The organism is Actinosynnema sp. NPDC059797 (genome assembly GCF_042732085.1).
Lineage (GTDB): Bacteria > Actinomycetota > Actinomycetes > Mycobacteriales > Pseudonocardiaceae > Actinosynnema.
Window position 1 is genome coordinate 1 of sequence record NZ_JBHWIE010000511.1, and the last position, 4,056, is coordinate 4,056.

The 4,056-nt window shown below is 73.5% G+C and carries 4 protein-coding genes and 1 pseudogene; 3 read left to right on the plus strand and 2 right to left on the minus strand.

Going from position 1 to position 4,056, the window contains the following annotated elements:
* Positions 1-80 precede the first annotated feature (80 nt).
* Positions 81-311, minus strand: a pseudogene (locus tag ACFV4N_RS40720) (acyltransferase family protein); the annotation flags it as partial.
* Positions 312-522: 211 nt separating this feature from the next.
* The gene (locus ACFV4N_RS40725; protein ID WP_499678036.1) at positions 523-1,008 is read right to left on the minus strand and encodes a DUF3040 domain-containing protein; all 486 of its coding nucleotides are present in this window, start codon (positions 1,006-1,008) and stop codon (positions 523-525) included.
* A gap of 600 nt (positions 1,009-1,608) precedes the next feature.
* Between ACFV4N_RS40725 and ACFV4N_RS40730 the strand changes: the two genes are divergently transcribed.
* From ACFV4N_RS40730 to ACFV4N_RS40740, 3 genes are all read left to right on the plus strand, one after another.
* A complete protein-coding gene (locus tag ACFV4N_RS40730; RefSeq protein ID WP_499678037.1) occupies positions 1,609-2,763 on the plus strand; it encodes a PucR family transcriptional regulator in 1,155 nt (384 codons plus the stop codon).
* Positions 2,764-2,909: 146 nt separating this feature from the next.
* Entirely contained in the window at positions 2,910-3,359 is a 450-nt protein-coding gene (locus ACFV4N_RS40735; protein ID WP_499678038.1) for an NfeD family protein, read from the plus strand.
* Positions 3,344-4,056, plus strand: a 713-nt coding sequence (locus ACFV4N_RS40740; protein WP_499678039.1) for an SPFH domain-containing protein, incomplete at its 3' end; no start/stop codon positions are given. The genes ACFV4N_RS40735 and ACFV4N_RS40740, both read left to right, overlap by 16 nt.

Consider the following 4,056-nt stretch of genomic DNA (forward strand, 5'->3'; position numbering starts at 1 on the left):
CCTGTCAGAGAGTCGACTTATGCCAGGGGGTGTTTAAGCTCTGCGAGGACGTGATCCTACGCGTGCGCTGCCGCGCACACCAGCGGCCGGAACGCGATGCCGTCGCCCGTCGCCGCGCGCAGCAGTTGCCCGGTCACCAGGAACCCGGAGAGCAGGAAGAACACGTCCACGCCACCCGACACGCGGCCGAACCAGACGTGGTAGACGACCACCAGGGCCGCCGCGACGCCGCGCAGCCCCTGGAGTTCGGGGCGGAAGCGGCCGGTCGTGGCCGGGCGGCCTCGGGTGCGAGCCGCGGTGGGGGCGGTCACGGGCGGCTCCAGGGGACGGTCGGTCACGGACGCCGACCAGGCTTCCCGGCACACCAGTCGCCCGCGTGGAGCGCGGGTTCGACGACTTCACGTTACCGAGTCGGGCGTGCCACGGCCAAACCGGCGGGAGCGCGACCCGTCATCGAGGGCGGTCACCGCCCTCCCCGACGGGAACCGGCTCCGGACGGAGGACTCCTCGTCGTCCGCGGGGTCACACCGGTGCGCCCCGGCCGCAGCCGGGTGGTGGGTCGTCGTCCGGTCCGGGCGCGGGATGTGGTCGTGGCGAGGTCGGCAGCAGCAGCCGGACGCCCCACGCGGGCGCGGCGATCAGGACGCCGATGACCACCAGCGCCGGATCGGCCAGGACACCGATCAGCGCCAGCACGAGCCCGAACACGACCACGCAGGTGAGTCGACCGGCGGCCTGCCGGTGGTCGGGGCGGTCGAGGGCGCGGAGTCGCTCGGCGAACTCGGGGTCCTCGTCCTCCAGCTGCTGCTCGATGGCGCGGAGTCGGCGCCGTTCGTGCTCGTTCATCGTGGTGCGCTCCGTGGGGACCGCGGCGTGGACGGCGCGCTGCCCGGAGTGGTCCTCGCGGTGGCGGAGCAACTGCGCCCGGCACCGGTGCCGCCCGGCGTACCCGATGCCGAGCAGGCCCACGGCCAGGGCGGTGGCCGCCACCGTGCCCCACCAACCCATGCCGCCTCCTCCCCGACATGGTCACCCCGACCGGCGGTGCGCGACCAGGGGAGGAACCGGCGGACGACGGGGCCGGTTGGCTGCCGGGTACCGGCAAGCACCGCGGCCCGACCGGGTGGGACACCGCAGGCGTGCCGTCCCCCTGGACGGGCAAAGCGGCTCCTGCGCGCGTCGGGGCACTACGATGGCCACCGGTGTGCCGGGAAGCCTGGTCGGCGAGGGATCCGCTGTCGTCCGGGAACGGAGGCCACCCGTGGCCGTGCACGTCGTCGCCTGTCGCGGAGCGACCGGTCGTGACCGCCCCCGTGCCCCGTCGGCGGGCTCGGTGCCGCCCTCCCCACCGCGGTGGGTGGCGAGGTCGGCTCGTCACCCCGCGGTGCGCGGGTGGCTGATCAAGCGCTTCGAGGACGTCGGGGCCGAGGAGTCCGGGGCGCGTCACGTGCGGTCCACCGGACGCGAGGTGCCGGTGCCGCCCTTGGAGAGGACAGTGCTCGCGGAGGAGCCGTGAACACCCGCCTGGGCGCGCACCGCCCGTTGCGACGACCTCGACCGACGACTGCGGAAGTGGGACACGTGGCACGAGCCAGGAGGTCGGGACCTGTGCGGGACGACACCGCGGACCTGTGGGCCGGTGTGGCCGGCCGGGCGAGCCGGCAGGCGCACGGCGTGCCCGCCGAACTCCTCGACGGCTACCTCGCCGACCTGGACGAGGTCAGCGCGTCCGGTCGCCCGTTCGGTCCGGACCGGCTGAGGGTCCGCCACGACGTCGGCGCCCGGGCGGCCGCGCAGGGCGTGCCCCTGCGGGGCGTGGTCGACATGTACCTGAGCGCCACGTGGCTGGCCTGGCCGCTGCTCTCCGGTGTGCGGCGGGCGAAGGACCCCGACGTGCTCCGCGACCTGGGGGAGGCGGTGTTCAAGGCGGCCGACGCGGCGGTCATGGCGGTGGCGGAGGGCTACGAGAAGGCGCAGCGCTGGTCGGTGCGCCAGGAGGAGTCGTTCCGCCGGGAGTTCGTCGACGACCTGCTCGACGGGCGCAACCTGGGGCAGTTGGCCGAGCGGGCGGAGCGGTTCGGGTTGCGGTTGGCGGGCAGCAACGTCGTGGCGGCGGTGCGCTGCCCGGAGCCGGTGGTCGACGGCGGCGAGCTGGCCAGGGCGGTGGAGACCTCCCTGCACCTGCGCCTGGATTCACGTGACGTCCTCATCACCACCAAGGCCGGCCTGCTGGTCTGCGTCGTCCCGGACACGATGGCCGGCGTCCTCGACGAGTTCACGCGTCAGGTGACCGCGGCCCTGGGCGGCGACTCGACGTGGTGGGTCGGCATCGGTCGCGCCCAGTCGGGACCGGGTGGGGCGGTGCGTTCCTTCGAGCAGGCCAGGTACGCACTGGACATCGCCGAGCGCCTGGCGCTGCCGGGACGGGTGCACCGGGCCGGGGACCTGCTGGTCTACCAGGTCCTGCTGCGCGACAGCGCCGCGCTGGCCGATTTGGTGTCGGTGGTGCTGGAACCCCTGCGCGGGGTGCGGGGAGGGCCCGGTCCGCTGCTGGACACGCTGTCGGCCTACTTCACCGCCGGTCAGGTGACGACGGCCTGCGCGCGGGAGTTGCAGGTGGGCGTCCGGACGGTCACCTACCGCCTGCACCGCGTCAAGGAGCTGACCGGCTATTCGGTGGACGACCCGTCGCAGGCGTTGTCGCTGCACGTCGCGGTGCTCGGGGCCAAGCTGCTCGGCTGGCCGGAGGTCGCGGTGTCGTGACCTGCCCCGGTTGCCGGGAACCGGCAACCGGACCGGCTCCGGGGCGGCCGGGTTCGCGCGTTGTCGCCCGGCTCCGTTCGGGAGAACATAGAAGCAGGTCAAGGGCATGAAGTCGAGGGTGCTCCCGGTCGTGGAGGAGGTGTTGCGTGGACGCTTGGCTCGCGTGGTCGTTGGTGGCCTTGTTGCTCGGGGCGGTAGAGGTGCTCACCCTCACCGGCGCACTGGGCGTCCTCGGCGGGGCCGCGCTGCTCGCCGCGGGGGCCGCCGCGGTCGGCCTTCCCGCCGCGGCGCAGTTCGCGGTGTTCGCCCTCGCTTCGGTCCTGGCCCTGGTGCTGCTGCGCCCGCTCGCCCGGCGCCACCGGCGCGGAGCCGCGTCCGCCCGGTTCGGCGTCGACGCGCTGGTGGGCGAGTCCGGTCCCGTGCTGCGCGAGGTGTCGCGCGACGGTGGCCGGGTGCGGATCGCGGGGGAGGAGTGGACGGCGCGGCCGTTCGACGACGCCCTCGTGATCCCCGAGGGGGTCACCGTGGAGGTCCTGCGGATCAGCGGCAGCACCGCGTTCGTCTACCCGGGGAGTGGGTCGTGGAAGCTTCAGTGATCGTGGCCGTGGTCATCGCGCTGCTGGTGGTGCTGGTCGTGTTGAGCGCGGTGCGGATCGTGCCGCAGGCGCGGGCCCGCAACGTGGAACGGCTGGGCCGCTTCCAGCGCACGCTGCAACCGGGCCTGAACGTGGTGATCCCGTTCATCGACCGGGTCCACCCGCCGATCGACCTGCGCGAGCAGGTGGTGTCGTTCCAGCCGCAGCCGGTCATCACCGAGGACAACCTCGTGGTGGAGATCGACACGGTGCTCTACTTCCAGGTCACCGACCCGCGGGCGGCGTTCTACGAGATCGCCAGCTACCTGCAGGCGGTGGAGCAGCTGACGGTCACCACGCTGCGCAACGTGGTCGGCTCGATGGACCTGGAGAGCACGCTGACCTCCCGCGACACCATCAACAGCCAGTTGCGGGGCGTGCTCGACGACGCCACCGGCAAGTGGGGCCTGCGGGTCAACCGGGTGGAGATCAAGGCCATCGACCCGCCGCGCACCATCAAGGACGCGATGGAGAAGCAGATGCGCGCCGAGCGGGACAAGCGCGCCGCGATCCTCACCGCGGAGGGGCAGCGGCAGTCGCAGATCCTGACCGCCGAGGGCGACAAGCAGGCCGCCGTGCTGCGCGCGGAGGGCGAGCGCGCGGCGGAGATCCTGAAGGCGGAGGGCCAGTCGCGGGCGATCGACCAGGTGTTCCAGGC